The organism is Streptomyces sp. NPDC036764 (genome assembly GCF_055609385.1).
The window spans coordinates 265470-283304 of sequence record NZ_JBVJPT010000012.1; the positions used below are offsets into that span (position 1 = coordinate 265470).

The 17835-nt window shown below is 69.1% G+C and carries 22 protein-coding genes; all 22 read right to left on the reverse strand.

Annotated elements, in window-relative coordinates:
• Positions 1-4: 4 nt before the first annotated feature.
• The 22 genes from ACZ69Q_RS34045 to ACZ69Q_RS34150 all read right to left on the reverse strand — a co-directional run bounded on the left by ACZ69Q_RS34045 (position 5) and on the right by ACZ69Q_RS34150 (position 17714).
• Positions 5-3829: a hypothetical protein gene (locus tag ACZ69Q_RS34045; protein WP_471049515.1), complete on the reverse strand. Its 3825-nt coding sequence runs from the start codon at positions 3827-3829 to the stop codon at positions 5-7.
• Positions 3830-3914: 85 nt separating this feature from the next.
• Complete coding sequence (locus tag ACZ69Q_RS34050) at positions 3915-4469, reverse strand: hypothetical protein (RefSeq protein WP_471049517.1); 555 nt, start codon at positions 4467-4469, stop codon at positions 3915-3917.
• 10 nt (positions 4470-4479) lie between these two features.
• Positions 4480-4992 (reverse strand): hypothetical protein, encoded by a 513-nt coding sequence (locus ACZ69Q_RS34055; RefSeq protein ID WP_471049520.1) that lies wholly within the window; start codon positions 4990-4992, stop codon positions 4480-4482.
• Positions 4993-5001: 9 nt separating this feature from the next.
• Positions 5002-5988 (reverse strand): phage tail tube protein, encoded by a 987-nt coding sequence (locus ACZ69Q_RS34060; protein WP_471049521.1) that lies wholly within the window; start codon positions 5986-5988, stop codon positions 5002-5004.
• 3 nt (positions 5989-5991) lie between these two features.
• Entirely contained in the window at positions 5992-6207 is a 216-nt protein-coding gene (locus ACZ69Q_RS34065; RefSeq protein WP_471049524.1) for a hypothetical protein, read from the reverse strand.
• A 13-nt stretch (positions 6208-6220) separates the two neighbouring features.
• Positions 6221-6688 carry a hypothetical protein gene (locus tag ACZ69Q_RS34070; protein WP_471049526.1) on the reverse strand — a complete coding sequence of 156 codons (468 nt, stop codon included), beginning with the start codon at positions 6686-6688 and terminating at the stop codon, positions 6221-6223.
• Positions 6689-7513: a hypothetical protein gene (locus ACZ69Q_RS34075; RefSeq protein WP_471049529.1), complete on the reverse strand. Its 825-nt coding sequence runs from the start codon at positions 7511-7513 to the stop codon at positions 6689-6691.
• A gap of 1 nt (position 7514) precedes the next feature.
• A complete protein-coding gene (locus tag ACZ69Q_RS34080) occupies positions 7515-8120 on the reverse strand; it encodes a DUF1349 domain-containing protein (protein ID WP_471049532.1) in 606 nt (201 codons plus the stop codon).
• A 54-nt stretch (positions 8121-8174) separates the two neighbouring features.
• The gene (locus ACZ69Q_RS34085) at positions 8175-8579 is read right to left on the reverse strand and encodes a hypothetical protein (RefSeq protein ID WP_471049535.1); all 405 of its coding nucleotides are present in this window, start codon (positions 8577-8579) and stop codon (positions 8175-8177) included.
• Between the two features lie 8 nt (positions 8580-8587).
• Positions 8588-8998, reverse strand: coding sequence for a hypothetical protein (locus tag ACZ69Q_RS34090; RefSeq protein WP_471049537.1), 411 nt, complete (start codon positions 8996-8998; stop codon positions 8588-8590).
• A gap of 70 nt (positions 8999-9068) precedes the next feature.
• The gene (locus tag ACZ69Q_RS34095; RefSeq protein ID WP_471049540.1) at positions 9069-10544 is read right to left on the reverse strand and encodes a phage major capsid protein; all 1476 of its coding nucleotides are present in this window, start codon (positions 10542-10544) and stop codon (positions 9069-9071) included.
• Between the two features lie 2 nt (positions 10545-10546).
• The gene (locus tag ACZ69Q_RS34100; RefSeq protein WP_471049543.1) at positions 10547-11587 is read right to left on the reverse strand and encodes an HK97 family phage prohead protease; all 1041 of its coding nucleotides are present in this window, start codon (positions 11585-11587) and stop codon (positions 10547-10549) included.
• Positions 11587-12948: a phage portal protein gene (locus ACZ69Q_RS34105; RefSeq protein ID WP_471049546.1), complete on the reverse strand. Its 1362-nt coding sequence runs from the start codon at positions 12946-12948 to the stop codon at positions 11587-11589. Before ACZ69Q_RS34105 ends, ACZ69Q_RS34100 begins: the two co-directional genes overlap by 1 nt.
• Positions 12945-13124 (reverse strand): hypothetical protein, encoded by a 180-nt coding sequence (locus tag ACZ69Q_RS34110; protein ID WP_471049548.1) that lies wholly within the window; start codon positions 13122-13124, stop codon positions 12945-12947. The genes ACZ69Q_RS34105 and ACZ69Q_RS34110 overlap by 4 nt, the downstream gene beginning before the upstream one ends.
• Complete coding sequence (locus tag ACZ69Q_RS34115) at positions 13106-14632, reverse strand: terminase (protein ID WP_471049551.1); 1527 nt, start codon at positions 14630-14632, stop codon at positions 13106-13108. Before ACZ69Q_RS34115 ends, ACZ69Q_RS34110 begins: the two co-directional genes overlap by 19 nt.
• Positions 14625-14897 carry a hypothetical protein gene (locus ACZ69Q_RS34120; RefSeq protein WP_471049554.1) on the reverse strand — a complete coding sequence of 91 codons (273 nt, stop codon included), beginning with the start codon at positions 14895-14897 and terminating at the stop codon, positions 14625-14627. The genes ACZ69Q_RS34115 and ACZ69Q_RS34120 overlap by 8 nt, the downstream gene beginning before the upstream one ends.
• Positions 14898-15278: 381 nt before the next feature.
• The gene (locus ACZ69Q_RS34125) at positions 15279-15731 is read right to left on the reverse strand and encodes an ATP-binding protein (RefSeq protein ID WP_471049556.1); all 453 of its coding nucleotides are present in this window, start codon (positions 15729-15731) and stop codon (positions 15279-15281) included.
• Between the two features lie 201 nt (positions 15732-15932).
• The gene (locus ACZ69Q_RS34130) at positions 15933-16277 is read right to left on the reverse strand and encodes a DUF6221 family protein (RefSeq protein ID WP_471049559.1); all 345 of its coding nucleotides are present in this window, start codon (positions 16275-16277) and stop codon (positions 15933-15935) included.
• A gap of 2 nt (positions 16278-16279) precedes the next feature.
• Entirely contained in the window at positions 16280-16570 is a 291-nt protein-coding gene (locus ACZ69Q_RS34135) for an HNH endonuclease (RefSeq protein ID WP_471049561.1), read from the reverse strand.
• Positions 16571-16583: 13 nt separating this feature from the next.
• The gene (locus ACZ69Q_RS34140) at positions 16584-16841 is read right to left on the reverse strand and encodes a hypothetical protein (protein WP_471049563.1); all 258 of its coding nucleotides are present in this window, start codon (positions 16839-16841) and stop codon (positions 16584-16586) included.
• Positions 16842-17051: 210 nt separating this feature from the next.
• Positions 17052-17252, reverse strand: coding sequence for a hypothetical protein (locus tag ACZ69Q_RS34145; protein WP_471049566.1), 201 nt, complete (start codon positions 17250-17252; stop codon positions 17052-17054).
• Positions 17253-17270: 18 nt separating this feature from the next.
• Positions 17271-17714, reverse strand: coding sequence for a DUF6221 family protein (locus ACZ69Q_RS34150; protein WP_471049568.1), 444 nt, complete (start codon positions 17712-17714; stop codon positions 17271-17273).
• Between the last annotated feature and the right edge of the window lie 121 nt (positions 17715-17835).

The window sequence follows — 17835 nt, forward strand, 5'->3', positions numbered from 1 at the left end:
CCCTTCAGGCAATGCCGAGTTCGCCACCACCGAGGTCGCGCTTGAGGGTGAGCAGCATCGTGCGGACCTGCCGGGCGACGGCCTGAGGATCAAGGGCGCCGTCGATCTGGACCTGGATGACCGTCCCGCCGGCGCCGCGTCCGGCCACGGCCGCACGGCCCATGACCGGCTGGATACCGGCCACGCGGCCGGACACTGCGGCCAGGGAACGGTCGAGGGCGGGCATGCCGTCGACCAGGCCGCGGGCCAGGCCCGCCGTGGAGAACTCGCCGAGCTTCGCCATGACGGTGCTGGGCGACTTGATGCCGAGCGCCCGTTTGATGCTCTTCTGCATCCCCTTGGCGATCTTCATCATGAGCTTCTCGATGTCGGCCTCTTGGGACTGCAATCCCTTCAGGAACCCCTTCGACGCGTTCTTGCCCGAGTCGTACAGGCGGTCCGCGCCGATCTCCCCGAGCTGGCGTGTGGCCACGTCGAGGCCGTGCTGCGTCTTATTGATCGCAGCCAGGGTGCCCTTGTCCGCGCCGGCCAGCGCGCTCGCGTAGGCATAGCCTGCTTCGGGCCCCATCTCCAGGATCTGCCGGAGCAAGGTCTTGTGCAGGCCCCGCGACGCGAGGCTTTTGACGTAGGCCGTGAACTGCTTGATCTTCGCGAGCTTGGCGCCCATCGCACCCTTGATGCCGCCCGCAGTCACAGCCCCTTCCTCGATGCCGAGGTTCCCGAGGGTGGCCGTGCCGCGCGCCGTGTTCATCGTGGTGTCGCGGAACGCCTTCGCCTCTGCGATCTTCTTGGCGACGGCATCCCGCTTCGCGGCCAGGTCAAGCAGCTTCTTCGACTGCTGGTCGACCATGCGGACCAGTCCGGACTCCTTGCGCCCGGAGAACGCCGTGCGGATGTCCTTGACCAGGTCTTTCGACACCGACTTGATCTTGTCGCGGGATCCGGTCAATCCTTCCAGGAACCCCTTGGCTACGTCCTGCGCCAGGGCCCTCGTCTTCTTAGAAGGCGACCGGATCTCCAACTCATCGCGGATCCCGGAGACAACGGCGCCCGCCATGATCCGGGCCGCCGCCCCGACTTGCCCGGTACTGCCAGCCATACCGACAGCGAGACCGCCCGCCACGGCCGCACCGGCGGCGGTCGCACCGCCGTCGGCGAACCCGCCACGGAAGCCGGCCATGCCGGGCAGCATCAGCCGCCCCGCGTTCAGGGCGTCGAAGAACGCCACCCCGTACCGCCGCACCATGGCCGACCGGATCACGTACTCCGTGTCCGACACCCGGCCGCGGGCGCCGGACCCGAACAGCGCCAGGATCGAGTCAGAGATACCGGTGCCCGGACCCCGGACATAGCCACCGTCCGGGAACGCCTGGATCTCACCACCGCTGGCGTAGCCGCGGACGCGGCCGCCGGACGCGTACCGGCCCGAGGCACCGAGGAAGCTGGCGCCATCCTTGCGGTAGTGAGCCGTGATGGTGATGGACTTGCTGTACAGCGAGTCCACGGCGCCCTTGACGTTCCGCACGTTGGCCAGTGCGGTACCGGTCTTGGCGCTGACGGTGACCGATCCGTTCGGCAGCCTTTTGACCTTCAGGCCGAAGCCCTCGAGGATCTGCTCCGCCCCTTTGGACAAGGTCTTGAGGGTGACGCTCTTGCTACCCGGGGACCGCTTGAGCGCGGCGTTGAACGCCCCCAGGTCGCGGGTGGCGTCCTCCTTCTCCATCCGCACGCGGGCGGTCTTGTCCGGGATACGCAGGATCTGGTCGGCCAGATGGGCAGCCTCGGATCGGCTCAGGCCCATGGCCTGAGCGTTCCTCATCAGCGCGTCCCTGCCGCGCGAGTAGATCCCGTTGACGGTCTCCCACGACGAGCCCGACTCCCTTGCCGAAGCTGCCGCGTCGTCGGTCTTCGACGCCAGGTCCTGAAGCGCCGAGGCCGCCGAGCGCGCCTTCTCCGAGTTGAGGTTGAGCTTGCCGCCGGTCATCTCCAGCGCGCCGGCGTTCTCCTTCGCCGCTTTCGCTGCTGCATCAATGGCCGCTTCGAAACCGATCATGCCGCCCAGACCCTGGCGCTGCATGTCGTTGAGGGCCTGGATCGACTGCCTCAGTCCGTCTGTCGAACGCTTCTGCGCGTCGAGCTTCGCCTGAACCTGCTGCGCCTGGGCGCCGAACAGACCCATGGAATCGGCCGCGAGATCCGCCTCGAACTTGGCGTCAGCGAGCGCGGACTTGTAGTCGCCAAGCTCGCTCGTGAACTGCTTGGCGTCGCCGCCGCCCTTCACATAGGCCGCGGTGTACCGCTTGAGAGCCGCGGCCGCCAGGTCCGCGTCGCCGTTCTGCACCAGGTTGGCGAGGCTCTTGTCGACGCTGTCGATCCACTCCTTGGCATCCTTCACCGGAGTGGAGTCCCAGCCCGTCCAGCCGACGAGGAACTGCTGCACCTGGTCAGTGGTCGACGGGTCGGTGAGCGCGCGCACCTTCCCGTACAACTCGCCGAGGTCGCTGCCGAACTTGTCCGCCGCCTCGCCGGTGACCTGCCCTGTCGCACCCAGACGCTTAAGGGAACTGGTCAGCTTGTCGACGTCCGGAGGTGCTTCCTTGCCGCGGTCCGACAGCTCGGACAGTGCGATCAGCAGCAGGCCGATCCCGGTACCGGCCATCGCGATGCGGGTCGTCCGGGACAGTGCCATGATCCCCGCGCGCACCGCCGCGAGCCGTGTCGGCGCGGCGGCCGCCGCGGTGTTCACCGCCACTAGGCTGATCCCGAAGCCGGCCAGCGCGGATCGCGCGGCGACCAGCCCGAGCGCGGCAGCCTTCGTGAGCTTCAGCGCGAGCGCCAACTGGAGGAACATGGCGAGCGCCTCGGGCGGCACCGCCGACACCAGATGAGCGATGACCTCGACCGCCTGGAGCAGGCCCACCCCGACGTCGCTACCCGCCTCAAGGACGTTCATCAGAGCTGTGGTGATGCTCGTCAGGACGCTCGCCACGGTCGGGCCCTGAGCACGCGCCCAATCCATAAACCGACGCGCGTTCCCGCCAACTTCCCCGCCCTCGCTGACGCGAAGCAGGTGGACGATTTGGTCGTTGACCCCGCGCAGTGTGCGCTGCGCGAAGGTAGTGAACTTACTGTTCAACGCATCAAGGCCGGGCGAGTTGATGGTGCCGCCGATGACCGTCATGAACCGGTCGGCCTCGGCGCTCGTTGCCTTGACCAGGCCGGTCGTCTTGGGCAGCAGGCTGTTGACGATGGCGATGCCCTTGCTGAACGGAGCCATCGTGTCGCCGGCCAGGCTGTCGGACCAGTCCTGATAGTCGTCCTTCAGGATGCCGAGTGCCGCGGCTGCCTCCCGTGTCGGGGCAGGAAGTTCTTCCATGGCTGCCGCGTAGGCAGCCTGCGCCTTGACGGCTTCCTCCGAGCGGGCCCCGCTCTTGGCGACCGCGTCCTCGTATTTCTTCTGGGCGTCGGATGCCTCGCCGAGCTTGGAGATCTGCGGGCCGAGCGCGGCGCCCATGGCACCCAGGGCGACGGCGACCGTTCCCGCCCCGGCGGCGATGGGCGCGAGGGAGGCGGCCGCTGGGATTGCGGCCGGCGCCAGCAGCATCGTGGCTTTCTTGAGGGCATCGATGCTCTTGCCGCCGGCGTCGGTGTCCCGCTGCAACTGCGAGAGCTGGTTGCCTGCGTTCGTCGTGAACTGGTTGAGCGAGTTGCCGGCGTCCCGCGTCGCGTCCCGGATGCGGTTCCTCAGTTGCGCGGCGTGGTGCCCGACGTTGTCGAAGAGGTGGCTGAGGCCGTCCTGTCCGGTCAGAAGAAAGTTCAGCGTGGGCATCACTCACCGCCTTCTGCTGCTTGTCGGGACTGGTGGCGGTGCATCCACGCGATGAGCCCGTAGAAGTCGGACAGGGTGAGGTCGTCTACTCCAGCAGGGGGGATGTGGAGGAGGTAGGCGAAGAGGCCAAGCCATTCGCCTCGGACGACGTCGATGTCGGCGTCGTGCTCGAGGACGGGTCCGGACTCGGCGGGTCCTGTGCCGGCGTCTCCTCGGCGTCCGGCTCTTTTGGGCCCTGCTGCTTCTCGGCGATCAGATGCTCAGCGTGCTCCGGGTCCGCTGCCACCTTGATGATCCGCTGAAGGACCGCGGCGACCTGATCGCGGGTGACGTCCGGGTCGTTGTCCACCACCTGGAACGCGTTCTCGATGTACTCGGTCACCTCCCGCCGGTCCATGCGGCTGGTCATCTCCCCGATGAGCGGGTCGAAGTCGCCGTACCGAAGCGAGGGTTCGTCGCGCTTCTTCAGCACCCAGACGATGGCGCGCATCGCTTCGGGGTCGTCCGAGTCGAGGCCCTGCTCGACCTCGCCCCACTTCATACCGGCCGTGCGCTGCACGATCGACGCTTCGGAGGTGCGCAGCGAGCGCGCATCGTAGTGCTGCGGCTCGCCGCCCTCGGGGGTGTAAACGATGATCACTCTGGCGCTCCTATTCCAGGTGACGGCGCACGTCGTCCACGACGCGCTCGACTTCACGGGTGATGCGGGGGGTGTGGGCGCGCACGGTCCTGTCCCACCATTGAGGCGTGGTGTTCTGCTGCACCCAGCGCCGTTTGTTGCCGAACACGGGGTGACGCAGCCGGCCTTCGTTCAGGCGGTTCACCACGCCCATGGGGATGTCCGGGGGCAGGAGGTTCTTGTCCAGCCATACCCTGGCGCCCGGGTTCCCGGTCGTGCGGACCGAGATCCTCACGGCCTCGGCGATGGTCGCCCGCAGCGGGCGGGTCGTCGGCGACGGGCCGCCGCGCCCTCCCGACTTGCGGGCCTGCGAGGTGATGCTCAGGTTGCGGATGACGTCTTGCAGGTCATCCCGCAGCGGCTCGGCCGCGCGCCGGATGCGGCGCTGCATCGAGCTGCGGATGTTCTCGTGGCCGGCCCGGCGCAGCGCCCGCTGTAGTTCGAGCAGTTGGCCGGTGCCGACCACGCGGAGGTCCCGCACCATGAGGTCACCTCACAGTGTGACGTCCGTGCTGATGTATTCGATCTTCGGCTGGTTCGTTCCGTCGAACAGGCCGGTGAAGTTGAAGCTGGGCTTCACGACGCCGAAGCCGTCGACCACCGGCGGCCCTTCGTCGAGCTTGATCGCAGGCAGGGTGATCCGGAACGTCTCGAAGAACGTGCTCGCGATGAGCGGGCCGACGAACTCCCAGACGAGGGAAGTCGCCCCGTCCGAGGTGTGCAGGTCGTCCAGGGTGGTGGCGACGTAGTCCGTCTCGAGCGTGCCGCTGATCTTGACCTGGTCGTTCTCGATGGGCTCCTTCTTCAACGAGGCCTGATTCGCGTAGAACCGCTCGACGTCCTGCGGGCGCTCGATCTTGCAGGACACCTTGCGGATGCCGTCGAGCGCGGTCTCCGTGCCGAAGGCACCGGTCTTGAGCGCCATCTGCCCGAAGTGGAACGGGCTCATGTTGCTGTACGACGCGGCGGCCAGGGTCTGGCCCTCGTCACAGTCCTTGCCGTCGATCTCGAAAGTGCCGGTGAGCATCTCGCCCACGCCGCACGCGAACTCGCCCGACGTGACCTTGCAGCCCAGGAACGTCTTGTCCACCACGGTGCCGGTCGTGAGCGGCACGCCCTTCTGAATCGTCAGGCTCTTGCCCGCGACCGAGGCCAGCGTGTGGGTCTGCAAATACGCAGCCGTCGCCCCCTGCTGCACAGGAGTGACCGTCGTACCCATCAGGGTCTGGAGGATCACCCCCATCCCCTTGTTGGAGATCTCCATGTCGATCGACCCGGATACCTCCTTGCGTGTGAGGACACGCCGCGACGACAGCGGCAGCAGACGGCCGGCCGCAATGCCTGCACTCTGGGCCGTCGTCTTCTTGAGGACCAGCGACTCCTTGGTGAACTCCAAGAATTTCGCCGGCGCGACGAACGTCCCGTAGCTGGACTCGGCAGCGATGCCGAGTTGGGCGCCGAGCCCGGATCCGATCGCCATGGATCAGTCCTCCTTCTGCGACGCCTTGGCCGCGGTCTTCTTGGCCGGAGCCGACTTGCTCGTCGGCTCCTCGACGGCCTCCCAGTTCGTGGGCTGGCAGACGTAGCCCTCGAACCTCTCGTCCGGTACCTCGACCACCTCGTCGGGGTGGACGACACGCTCGGGGCCGAGCTCGGGCACGGTCACCGGTTCCGCGCCCAGGTAGCGCACACGCGCCATGGGTCTCTCCCTCTCAGATCCGGGCGTGGCAGGTCACCGTGAACGCCAGGGCTGCCCGTGTGCCCTGGTCGGTGGAGTACTGGCGCAGCGACGCGCGTGTGAGGTGCGCCCACATCACGGTGCCGTTCAGGGTCGGCGCCTCGGGGTTCGGTCCGGTCGCCCGAAGCGCCTGCTCGACGACGCCGAGGATCTCGAAGGCCCGGTTGCGGACGGCGGCGAACCCGTCGTCACCGGACCACACGTCGACCACACAGGCGATGCTGAAGTCCTCGTCGCGTGTGCGGGCGCCCGCACCGTTGAAAGCCTGCGCGGTCTCGGCGTCTTGGGCTTCGCCACCGGACCAACCCACCGCCAGGAAGTCCTGAGTGGCGACGTCATCGGTCGGCGGGCCGTCGCTGATGAACACCTCGCTCAGGCCGCTCGCTGCCCGCAGGATCGCGAGCAGCGCGTCGATGGCGCCGGGTACTGCGGAGGTTGCCATCTACCCCACCTCCGGGCCGAGGCCGTCGGGGTCGAGGAGCTGCACGGCCCGGTTGGGGATCGCGAACCCCAGGCCCGGAATGGGCTCGGTGACGTCGAAGTCGTCCACGCCGCGCTGCGGCCGGCCAGGGCCCTGTCTGGTCCGCCACAGGTGCTGGAGGATGATCCGTGCGGCGCCGCGGATGTTCGCGGTCACCATCGACCGCCCGGCAACGTAGACGAAGCGGAGGGGGCCGTAGAGGATGCCGCCGTCGGTGCGGGTGACGATGCCGGTCACGCCGTCGAGGTGCAGGGTGTCGACGTCGTAGGACGTGCCGCCCGTGACGAGTGCTGTGACGCTGGTCAGTTCGACCGCCGGGGTGGTCGCCAGTACGAGCGAGCGGGCGCTCTTGAACTGCACGTCTTCTGTGACCGTGCGCATCGCCACGGGGCCGACGAACCGCTCTACGGCGCGCGTGGTCGCTTCGTTCCAGTCGCGGATCTCGTCGTCGTCCGTCGTGTCCGTCAGGGACTTCTTCAGGTGCCGCTTCGCTTCGAGCAGCGACAGGATCGTCGGCGGCGCCGCTTCCCGCACGTCGAACACATCGGTGTAGGCGCCGGCGTTGATGCCGGTCGCGACCCAGCGCACGGAGTGCCGACCGGGCTGCACGGTCGGGTAGTCATAGGCGTACTGCCCGGTCGCGGTCGGGACGACGGGGCTCACCGTCACGACGGTCCGGTCGGGCAGGGTGATGGTCACGGCCATGGACCCGGCGTTCGCCGGACTGCCTGCCGCGTCCGTCACGGTGGTGCCGAGGGGCACGACGGCGCCGAGGTCGAATGCCACGTCAGGACCCCCTCACTGTGGACGTCGTGCGAGGACGGGGGCCCGGCCCGGCAGGGTCACGCTGGAGCGGGCGCAGCCCGCCGGGCCGGACGATGTTGAGGCTGTCGAGTTCAGCGAAGTCGTCGATGCCGGCGTCGCGGTGCGCCTCGAACAGCAGGGACAGGTTCGTGTGGCCGACCCATTCCGGGGAGGCCGCCGTGCGTAGGACCGTCCAGGCCCGGCCGTCCGGCGATGCCTCCCACGACAGGGTTCCGGCGGCCTCGCGAAGCCTGAGCCACGCGTGTGCCGCTGGGTCGTAGGCGGGGAACAGGGCGGCGCCGTCGGCGTACCCGACACGCGAGTACAGGCCCATCGCGCCCTGTGCCCGGTCGACGAGGAACCCGGCGTCCGTACCCCCGGTGTTGGAGAGCACGAGGAACGACACGGCGGCGGTCGACGCCCCGCCGGCCGCGGGCGGGTACACCCGTGCCGCGACCTGCGACCACGCCAGGGAGTAGACGCTCGCCGTGCGGGCGCCCGCATACCCGGTGGTGCACGGCACCTTCAGGCGCCCGCCCTGCTCGACGGGATCCCCGTAGGACTGCGACCACCGCGCCGGGTCCAACACGCCGTCATCGAAGGCGTCTTGCAGCATTCCGAAGCCGGGCACCGGTGACCTCGCCTACGCCTTGCTCAGGTCCGCGCCCAGCACGGTGGACCGGGCCTTGCCCGCCTCCTCGGCGGCCAGGACGCGCGCCCGCTCGTCCTCGTCGGCCGCCTTCAGGTACTCGATGACCTCCGGCCCGGTGTGCCCGCTCGGGTCGAACGGCTTCGGCTCGTCGTCGCTCTTGGCGGCCGTCTGCTCCGGCGACGTCAGGGTCCGCTGCTCGCCGGGATCGGCGGTGGCCTGCTCGGCGGGCTGTGCCTTCACCGCCGTCGGCGCGGACGGCAGCGTGGCCGTCGGCTCGGCGAAGAGGTGCTTGTGCGACTTGAGGATCGGGTGCTTGTCGTCGACCAACTGGCCGACGGTGAACGACACCGGGGCGCCGTCCCGCCAGATGGTGAATGACTCTGTGCAGCGCTTCATGGTGCTCCTCAGCTATGCGCGATCGGGGTACGCCGCGGGAAGCCGCGCAGGATGACGGCGCCGAACGTGCCGCCCGTCGTAGCCCCGGACGTGGTGACGGACGCGCGCAGGTAGCGCTTGGAGCCCTTGTAGCCGAGCTCGAACAGGGCGTCGTCGTCGGTCGACGTGAGCGTCGGCGCGGACCCTTGCAGGTCAGCCGCTGCCACGGTGCCCCACGACGAGTTGTCGTCGGACTCTTGCAGGATGACGGCGTGCGAGCCGTCGGTGACGGTGCCCGAGTGCACGACGAGCATCGCGGAGCGGGACCCGTCCTTGTTCTCGTGCAGGTCCACGGATGTGCCGTTGACCGTGCCGTTCGTGCGCAGCGCGACGGTCAGCGTCGCCTTGGCCCGCGCCACGTTGTAGAGGCTCTGCCTCATGGGTGACTCCCTTGGGGGAATGCGGACGGCCGGAGGACCACGGGGTCCTCCGGCCGTACAGCGGGCTGGGTCAGGTGACGTTGAGCATCCGGAACGCGCCGTCGTTCACCGAGTCGGCGCCGACCCGGTACCAGGCGTACCAGCCGCGCTGACCGGTGGGCCGACGGTTGGCGCCCACCAGGTGCGGCAGGAACTCGATGCTCATGCCGATGCGGTCGGCGATGACGTAGTTGTCGAAGTCGCCGTACACCATCACGTAGTTCTCCTGCGTGGCGTTGACCACGCCGTCCATGTCCTCCGCTTCCAGGGCCTTGCGGCCGAGGAGCATCGGGGGGACGTCGGCGCCGATGCGCTCCCACAGGTTGGTGCCACCCGAGGAGTCGAACTGGCGGACCGCGTTGTAGATGCCGCGGTTGGCCAGCCACGACGCGTTCGGCCGGTATCGGCCCGGCAGCGCCGTGTCGGTCTTGTAGACGTCGCCGGAGGCGAACGTGTCGGTGGTCGTCGAGGTCACGATCGACGACGTGCCGGTCAGTGCGGTGACGATGCCGGTCGGCTGGCCGGAGCCGGAGCCGGTGATGAACGCTGCGGCCTCGAGCGTGTCCTTGCCGAAGGCGAGCAGGCGCCCGACCTCGGTGGTGACGTTGTCGGCGTCGTCCATCGCCTCGATGCTGATCGGAACGAATCCGTCGGCCTTGTAGACCGGGACGGTCGGCTGCGCGAAGGTCGGCGCGTTGTCGCCCGCCTCGGAGCCCTCCGCGGCCCACCGCCACGACACGGCGCCGGCGGACACGCCGTTCCACACATCGCCCGTGGCGACGACCTGGCGGGCCACCTGCCGGATCTGGTTGATGGACCCGTTCGACGTGATGATCACGGTCGGGTCGAGCTGGAACGGCACCAGGTAGCCGCCCGCGTTGTCCGTCAGGGACATCGCGCGCTCCAGCGCCTGCTGCTCCTCGGGGGTCACCATGTGGCCCTTGCCGCGGGCCAGCTTGGACCAGGCGCGCATGTACTCCGGCGAGGACGTCGCCAGGCACATGCGGGCGATGGAGCCGCGCTTGTCGTCCCACGCCTCGATGATCTGCGTGGCTGTGGACCGGATGCGGTCGTTGGCGCCCGCCATCTTCTCGACGGCGCACAGGGCCCGAGCGCGCAGTTCCTGCCCGACCTGCTCCGGGGAACGGTCGAAGGTGCGCATCTCGCCGAGGTCCCACGGGTTGCGGAACCGGCGGTCCTCGACCGAGTCGGGGTTCAGGATCGGGTCGGCGTCGTAGCCGGCCGAGCTGTACCCGGTGCCGCGCTCCAGAGCCGTGGCGGCCGGGCGGCGGTCGGCGGTGCTGCTCTGCGAGCGGATCCGCTCCAGGGCGGCGGTGCGCTCCAACTGGCGGCGGTGGTCGTCGACGTCGGCGAACTCGCGGGTCAGCTCGTCGAAGGACTGCTCATCCTCGGCGGTGAGCTTGTCCTTCGCCTGGAGGCGCTCCAGTTCCTGCTCGATGTCCTTGAGGCGGATCACCGCCTGCGGGTGGCTGAGCTGTACGGCCATGATCAGTTGTCCTTCTGCTCGATGGACTCCAGCACGCCGCGCATGAGGCCTCGGACTTCGCCGATGTGGGCCTTGCGTCGTGCGGTGTCGGGGTCAGGCGACGGGTGCCCATCGGCGGGCGGCGCGTCGGTGCTGCTCGGGGTGGGCGGGTGCTCGGGTGTGAGCGGCGCGCCAGTGGAACGAGTCGGGGCCGGGTGCTCAAGGACTGCGAGCGGCGCGGCTCCGCGCTGGTGTCGGCCGAGCGCCTCGCGCACCTTGGTGGCGAGTTGCTCGGGGTCGGTGGTGTCCGCCAGGTCGATGACAAGGCGGGGTGCATCCGCCCGCTGGTAGAGCAGGGCGGTGGCGACCTCGCGGCGCAGCTCGGGATCGTCCGGCACGCTCGGGGCCGCGGCGTCGCGGGCGAGGCTGTGCCGGATGCGGCGGGTCATCTCGTCGTCGTGGGCGAGGCCGTCGGCGACGTCCCGGGCCCGCACGGACACGCTGGTGCCCACGTAGGCGGGGAAGACGACCGGGCCGAGCTCGCGGCACTTCAGCTCGATCAGCTCACGCTGGAGGGGGCCACGGTCGCCAGGCATCCACAGGAGGTCGTAGACCTCTTCGGGCTTGACGAGCTTGCCGTTGACGTCGCGCCACTCCTCGCGGACGACCTCGAACCGGAAGCTCATCCCGTTGACGGACTTCTCGGCGATGGCGTCGCGGACGGGCTGCATGAGCCAGTTGTCCGTGATGCGTCCCTCGACGTAGAGGCCCTGGTCGTCCTCGCGCAGGTCGCTGATGGAACCGATCGGGATAGAGCCGATGAGCGGGTGCCGGCCGTGGTCGAACTGCATCACCGGGGTCTGCTCGCGGATCGTCTTCTTGAAGGCGCCCTTGCGGATCTTCTCGGTAAACGCGCCCTCCCACGAGTTGATCTCTGTGGGGGTGTCGAAGAGAGCCGCGTACCCGGACAGGGTCCGGCCGTCACCCTCCTCGTCACCGTCGGCGCGGATCATCTGGAACGGCACGGACCTTTCCAGGTCCCGCACCGCGGCGGTCAGGGGCATTACGAACCCTCCTCGGTCGGGGCGGGAAGCGCAGGCGCCTCGGGCTCGGCAGAGCCGGGCTTCTGCAACTGGACGGAGAACAGGCCGGTGTGGTCCAGCAGGGACCAGTCGGTGGCGGTCACGGCCGCCATGACGGACTCCGGGGTGTAGCCGGCGTCCACCAGGGTGCGAATCGTGCGGGACTGCACACCCTGGATCTCGGCGGCGTCCTTGGCGTCCTCGCGCAGGAACGGCACGTGCCGCGCGTCGTACCAGAGCCGTACCGCGCCCGAGCCTCCGCCACCGGGTGGCGTCACCAGCGGGGCAAAGCTGCCAGCCGCGTTCTGCCACAGCGGGTGGATCGTGCCGTCCGCGAACCGGCGCCGCGCCTGCCCATAGTTCGAGTAGGTCGCGGCCTTCAGTCCCTCCGACAGGCCCACGATGATCGGCGGCACTCCGGCCGCCGAGGCGATGCGGGTCTCGCCGGCGCCCTGCACGGCGCTGAAATCCATCTGCTGGAAGTCGGAGCCCACCACGCTGACATCGGCGCCGCCGCCCAGGTACAGCGTCTTGTAGGCGTTCTCCACGCCGCGGTGCCCGGCCTCCATCTTGTCCTTGAACTTCTTGAACGCATCGGGGGTGACCTCGCGGGCCAGCCGGACAATCAGGTTCGGGGTGGCCGCGTTCTCGAAGTACTTCCGCTTGTGCGCGGCCATCAGGTTGTCGTTCTGCGTCTCCCGCAGTACCGGCGTCAGCCACGACATGCCGCGGAACGTCGCCAGCGGGTCCGGGGTCGGCGCGAAGTGCGCGACCTCATCCGGCCACAGGAACACCGGGTCGCAGCCGGGCTCTTGGTACAGGTATCCGTACCGGCGCCACCCCAGGTCACCACCGTGCGGATGGCGACGCCGCTCAAGGACGATCTGCACCCAGTCCGGCCGCATCCGCACGGCCTCATCCTCGTGCCGCGTCCAGTAGCTGTTCCCCGCCAGGTCGGCATCCTGGAGGACCTTGTTCAGCAAGTCCTGCGTCGTCCCGCCCGGCCATGGCGTCTCCAGCAGCCGCAGCTCGGCTGTGCCGAACATCTCGCTCGGCATGCCGTTGTTCAGCCGCTGCCACGCGAACCGGGGCGCCGAGAAGACGCTCATCCGGGCCACCATGCACGCCCACACGACGGGATTGGTCGCGAACAGCGTGGCGTAGCCCGGGAGGTCCGTAGGCGCCCGCTCAGCGGCCTGGCCGGGCTGCGTGAGCGCCATTCCCAGGGCGGAGTATCCGCCGTAGCCCAGGGACGCCTGTAGCGCGGCCGCGTAGTCGTCGATCGTCGTGATGTCGCGCGTCTCCGACCGGGGTCGGCGGGAGCGCTGCCACAGGCTCGTCATGGGCTACTCCCGTCCGTGTCGGTCAGGAACAGGCAGTACGCCACCAGCAGCAGCCCGCCCACGATGAGACCGACCGCAAGGCCGAAACGCAGCCCCGTCCCGGACGCCGCCATCGCGCCGCCCACCAGGACCCCCGCCCGTGACCAGCCCGCACGGGTCAGCCGAACTCGGCCCACGGTTCCACCTCTTCCTCCGGCTCTTCGATCTCGACGAAGAGCCCCCACCGCGCTTCTGTGACGCCAACCAGCGGCGTGATGTCGACGCCGACTCCCTTGCGGGCCCACGCCCACGCCTCGCCGAGCTCGCGCTTCCTGGCGCCCGCCAGAGCCGTCGACAGCGGCGCCTGGTCGAGGTGCGAGACCCGGCCGGCGGCCACCGCGTCGTAGAACTGCCCGGTGGCCTGGACGACGTCTCTGGTCTTCATCTGCACGATGGGCACCAGGAGTCGCGGCTCCTCGTCTTCCGCGACCTCTTCGTCTGGGTCAACCCTCAGCGCATCGGTCACGTCCGTGATGAGCGAACCTGCCGGGCTGCCCGGGTCGATGACCACGCAGCGTGGCCCGTGCCGCTCGGCCAGTTCCCGCAGCCGTTCAGCAACCCATCCCGTGCCGGGACGGTTGTCCACGACCTCAACGTGCACGCCGTCACCGAACCGGCCGGCCACGCAGATCGACGCGTGGGACCGTTCGGGCGTGACGTCGACGGCGAAGGCCACCGGGTCGTCGGGCTGGCTCTCGTCGTCCGCCAGGGCCTCCCAGACCTCCTTGCCGATGACCTGCCAGGCGTCCGCTTCATCGGACGGGTACTCGCCCACGCCGAGCCTCTCTCGCGCGTATCCGTCCTTGCTCAGCGTGACCCGCTCGTTGGCGACCTTTTGCAGGGTCAGGCGGTAGCCGAGCGCTGGATTGGACTTCCGGACCGTCTCGTCCGAGTCGAGGTCGTCGTGCCGGTCGCAGTCCTTCGGGCACTCCTTGACGTGCAGCTCGGCGGACCACTCGAAGTACGACAGCGACGGGTCGGGGCGGCCGGCCTCAATGGCGGCCAGGGCCCGGCGGCGTAGCCGTGCGAGCTGTACGGACGGCGCGCCGAGACCGGCGCTGCCCAGGTACCAGATCTGCGGGTCCTCGACGGCCGCCATCGTCGGCAGCAGCGCGTCCATCTCGTTGTCGCCGAGGATCATGTCCTCGTCCATCATGTTGCAGTTGCCGGTGAAGCCACGGCCGGACCCCTTGGAGCGGGCTACGAACCGGAGCCACTGGCCGGTGTGCAGCTCGATGCCTTCCTCACCGGTGGTCTGCCAGTAGCGCTTGACGCGTTTGTGCAGGTCAGGGGTTCGTCGGATCAGGCGCTCGATCCGCTTGAACGCAGCCTTCGCCGTCTTGAACTCGTGTGCCGAGTGGAGGATCAGTTCCTCGCCGCCGATGAACAGGCCCCACAGCTCGCGGGCTTCGATGATCCCGCCCTTGCCGTTCTGTCGCGGCACGTTGATCGCTACCTCGAACGACGCCCAACTGCCGTCCGCCTTCTCGCCCATGCCGACGCGGAGGATGTGCTGCTGCCACGGGTCCAGGTGCAGACCGGCCCGGGCCGCCAAGTCGATCGCCTCCTGGCCCGCGGTGGTCACCGACGGTGGGGCGACCTCGATGGGCGGTTTCTGCCAGCCGTACACGGGGCCGTCAGCCACTGGCTTGCTCGCGTGCTGCGGCTCGGCGCTTCTTTCGCTGCTCAGCAATGTCATCGACCGCGTCCCCCTTCGCCTCGACGGGGGCCAGCCTCCGCAGGTCGGCCATGATGGACCGGAGTTGGTGCGCCGCCGCTGCCTTCGCCCCGGGGACGTTCGTGCTGTCGATCGCCTTGGCGAGGTCGAGGGCGACGGCCGCCATGCCCGGTGACGTCTCTTCCGCGTGAAGATCTTCGAGTTCGTCGGCGATCTTGTCGGCGACTGCCATGATCACCACCACCCGTCACACAGCGTGACGTCACACAGGGTGACCGTCGCTAAATCGCTGGCGTTCGCTTCGCCGGATTAGGGACTCGATTTGGCCGCGCAAAAAATCGGGCGACAAGGGCGTTTGGGTCGCCCGGTCCTCCAAATTTCACGATGGAGTCGGGCCCCCCTCCCGCCCTCATTCGAGCTCGTTCGAGGCTCAATGGATCACTGTCTGAGGTGCCATCACGGCCCGTGGCGGCAGGTGACCCCGCATGGTCACCCACCGCCACTCCCCTCCACCCTCACCGGTGGCCTTGCCGCCGCGCCCGTCGACCACGGGCCGCTGGCCGGCGAACGGGGCGCTCCCCGTGATCAGTTCGAAGCGATGATGAACGCGCGATCACCATGCGCGTGATGCCTGACGTGTGACTCTGTGTGCGTTGCGCTGCTTGTCCCGCTGGGTGTACCACCTGGTGGCTACTGCCTGTAGTGCGGGTGATCGCATGTCGGCGATGCGCTGCATGACGATGTCTCTGCCTGGGTCCACGGCGATGATCTCGGCTCCGTGCCTGCGGTAGCGGGCGAGCCACTTGGGGCTGGGCATGGTGTGGATGAGGTAGACGTCGACGTGGTCGACGTGCTTGAGGGCCTCGTCGATGGCGGCGTAGCGGGCGCGGTGGGCGACCTTGAGTGCGTAGCCGTCCTGTGTCCAGCTCGGAGCGCCGGGGCCGGAGAGGGCGGCGGTGATGCGGTCGAGGTCGATGACGATGTCGGTGGGTCTGGCCCGTGCCTCAATCCAACTGGACTTTCCCGCAGCGGGCGGGCCGGTCACGACGTACAGCATCGCTGCCATCCGGAGTCGTGGGTCGGGCGCCCGTGGCTGTCTCGGGGCTCGGGCCAGCCGGGGGCGACGGGCCCGTGCATGGTTGAGGTGAGGCGTCTGGTCCGGCGTGCGCCGCATCGGCATCGGTAGTAGGCGTAGAGGCCGCGTGCCTGCCAGTGCGGATCTCGGTGCATCAGGTGAGGCAGGCGCACAGTCACCACCTCCGTGCGGCTACTTGGGGTAGTCCGGGTGATCGGAGTACGGCTCGGCGAGTGCCTCGAGCACGTAGCTCGGCACGTCGTAGTCGATGTCCTCCCATGCCTGGAGGATCTGCCGTTTGGCCTTCGCCTCGGCGAGCATGCGGGCTGGGTGGAAGCGAGCGATGTGCTCGGCAACCAGCCAGTTAAGGCCGTCAGCTACGAGCCGCGCCCCGGGGAAGGTGTGGACGTGGCACGGCTGTGTGGGGTCGACAGCGTTGCCGATGTGCCACGGTCCCGGCGGTGCCTCTCGTGCCAGCGCTTCGTCCTCGTCCAGGCGGGCCTCGATGAACCGGAACAGGTCGTGCGTGCCTGCCACCTTCACCACCTCCGTGAGGCCCGTACCGGCTGGCGCTTGTGGTCGGTGCGGTTGCCGCGGGCGCTGTTGCAGCGGCGGTGCGCCGAGCGTGCGTTGGCAGGGTCGTTCAGGTCGCCGCCGCGGGAGAGTGGGATGGCGTGGTCGAGGGTGAAGGCGTCGCGGTGGCGGCCGGCGAGGGGGCCTGTGATGTCGTAGCGGATGGGCTTGCCGCACCACCAGCAGGGGAGGCCGAGGGCTCGCTGTGCGGCGCAGAGGCGGCGGTAGGGGCGCCCGTTGCGGGGGTTGCCGGCCACGGGCGCCTCCTTGCTACAGGTCGTCGCCGAGGACCTCTTGGCGGGCGGCGAGGGCCTTGCGGTTGAGGGCGCCGGTCATGCGGAACAGGGCGACGGTGAGCGCGAGGAAGCCTGCAACGAGCAGGACTTGGGTGATGACGCTGAGTACGGCCACGTCCTGTGTCCCCACCGCGATCATCAGCAGGATGACGTTGCCGCAGAGCCAGGCGAACCAGATGCGCAGCTTCTCGACGCGCACGGCGGTCTGGATGTCTCGGTAGTTGCTGCTCACGTTGCCCCCAATGACGGTCTGATGCTGTGGGCATCATCCGGCGCGTGTGGGCGGCGTGTGGGCGCTGTGGCCGGGTTGTGACCGTGCCGGGTGGTGGTGGCACGACGAAGCCCCGGTGCTCTGGACACCGGGGCTTCGTCGTGGGTCTGTTGGTGCCCGTGTGCGGGCATGGTTGTACACGCAGATCGTGACATTGCGCTGACCTGGGGGTCAAGCTCCAGCCGGTGTGGCGCGTTTGGCGGCGAGGGCGGCGACGGCGGTGGCGGCGTACCAGGGCTGTCGGGGGGTGCCGCCGGAGCGGGTGAGCTGGCCGCGTTGTACGAGCTTGCGGACGCCGGGGAGGCCGATTCCGAGGACGTGGGCGGTCTGGTGGGCGGTGAGGTGGCCGGGCCGTAGGTTCTGCGACTCCATGGCCCCATGATGCGCCCGCTACGGCCGCCACTCGGGGCGGTAGCCGGGCCGGTCCGCGTAGGGCAGGGCGAGCAGGCGCAGCGTCTTGCAGGGGTAGAACGGCTCGCCGCCCCGCACATCGCAGGCCATGCACACGTCGCCGTCCACGTACTCCATCTCGCCGGGCTCGTGCAGGTCGAGCAGAGCCCGCTTCGCCTCGATGTCGCGCAGCTTCTCTTCCGCGCGCTTGCGGACGGTCTCGGGCTTGAACCGGGCGACGAGGAGTGCGTCAGCCTCGTGTTCGGCGGCGTCCAGCCGCAGTACGGGTGTGCTCTCGGTCTCCACCCAGGAGTGATCGAGGTTGGTCCCGTAGCGCGCTCGCCAGCGTCCGGGGGTGGCCCTGCCAGCGGCCCACAAGTCCTTCTTCGCGTGCGCTTCGTCGTCCGCCAGTTGGACACGGAGCCACTGCACCAGTTCGTCCATGGGGTCATCCTCTCGCGTCAGGGAGGGAGGCGCGGCGAGGGATGCTGAACCCCCGTTTCCGGCCTCCCGAGGGGTGAGGGTCTCTGGTCTCCCTGGCCTCCCTGTGTGGCCATTTCCGCAG

Bases quoted from the DNA above. Each gene is read 5' to 3' on its own strand.
- ACZ69Q_RS34045 (WP_471049515.1), bottom strand. From the start codon at position 3,829: ATGCCCACGCTGAACTTTCTTCTGACCGGACAGGACGGCCTCAGCCAC.
- ACZ69Q_RS34055 (WP_471049520.1), bottom strand. From the start codon at position 4,992: ATGGTGCGGGACCTCCGCGTGGTCGGCACCGGCCAACTGCTCGAACTA.
- ACZ69Q_RS34060 (WP_471049521.1), bottom strand. From the start codon at position 5,988: ATGGCGATCGGATCCGGGCTCGGCGCCCAACTCGGCATCGCTGCCGAG.
- ACZ69Q_RS34065 (WP_471049524.1), bottom strand. From the start codon at position 6,207: ATGGCGCGTGTGCGCTACCTGGGCGCGGAACCGGTGACCGTGCCCGAG.
- ACZ69Q_RS34070 (WP_471049526.1), bottom strand. From the start codon at position 6,688: ATGGCAACCTCCGCAGTACCCGGCGCCATCGACGCGCTGCTCGCGATC.
- ACZ69Q_RS34085 (WP_471049535.1), bottom strand. From the start codon at position 8,579: ATGAAGCGCTGCACAGAGTCATTCACCATCTGGCGGGACGGCGCCCCG.
- ACZ69Q_RS34090 (WP_471049537.1), bottom strand. From the start codon at position 8,998: ATGAGGCAGAGCCTCTACAACGTGGCGCGGGCCAAGGCGACGCTGACC.
- ACZ69Q_RS34095 (WP_471049540.1), bottom strand. From the start codon at position 10,544: ATGGCCGTACAGCTCAGCCACCCGCAGGCGGTGATCCGCCTCAAGGAC.
- ACZ69Q_RS34100 (WP_471049543.1), bottom strand. From the start codon at position 11,587: ATGCCCCTGACCGCCGCGGTGCGGGACCTGGAAAGGTCCGTGCCGTTC.
- ACZ69Q_RS34105 (WP_471049546.1), bottom strand. From the start codon at position 12,948: ATGACGAGCCTGTGGCAGCGCTCCCGCCGACCCCGGTCGGAGACGCGC.
- ACZ69Q_RS34120 (WP_471049554.1), bottom strand. From the start codon at position 14,897: ATGGCAGTCGCCGACAAGATCGCCGACGAACTCGAAGATCTTCACGCG.
- ACZ69Q_RS34125 (WP_471049556.1), bottom strand. From the start codon at position 15,731: ATGGCAGCGATGCTGTACGTCGTGACCGGCCCGCCCGCTGCGGGAAAG.
- ACZ69Q_RS34145 (WP_471049566.1), bottom strand. From the start codon at position 17,252: ATGGAGTCGCAGAACCTACGGCCCGGCCACCTCACCGCCCACCAGACC.
- ACZ69Q_RS34150 (WP_471049568.1), bottom strand. From the start codon at position 17,714: ATGGACGAACTGGTGCAGTGGCTCCGTGTCCAACTGGCGGACGACGAA.